1 pseudogene is annotated in these 302 nt (G+C 69.2%); it reads left to right on the forward strand.

Annotated elements, in window-relative coordinates:
* Positions 1–302: pseudogene (locus EN861_RS34870) on the forward strand (ABC transporter permease); the annotation flags it as partial.

Genomic DNA, 302 nt, shown 5'->3' on the forward strand with positions numbered 1-302 from the left:
TCTGGGTCGCGGTCGGCGCTTTCGCGCTCGCCGCCATCATCCAGTATCACACCAGGCTCGGCCGCCACATACTGGCGATCGGCGGGGACGAGGACGTGACCAAGCTCTCCGGCGTCAATGTTACGCGCGTGCGCATCGCGGCGTTCGCGCTGGCCGGCTTTTTCTTCGGCATTGCCGGTGTGCTCGCAGCCGCCCAGCTTGGCCAGTCGCATGCCGTCATCGGCGACGGCAGGCTGTTTGCCGCGGTTACCGCCGTGGTCGTTGGCGGCACGGCGCTGACCGGCGGCGAAGGCGGCGTGGTC

Origin of the sequence: Mesorhizobium sp. M8A.F.Ca.ET.218.01.1.1 (assembly GCF_004791165.1) — a bacterium.
GTDB lineage: Bacteria > Pseudomonadota > Alphaproteobacteria > Rhizobiales > Rhizobiaceae > Mesorhizobium.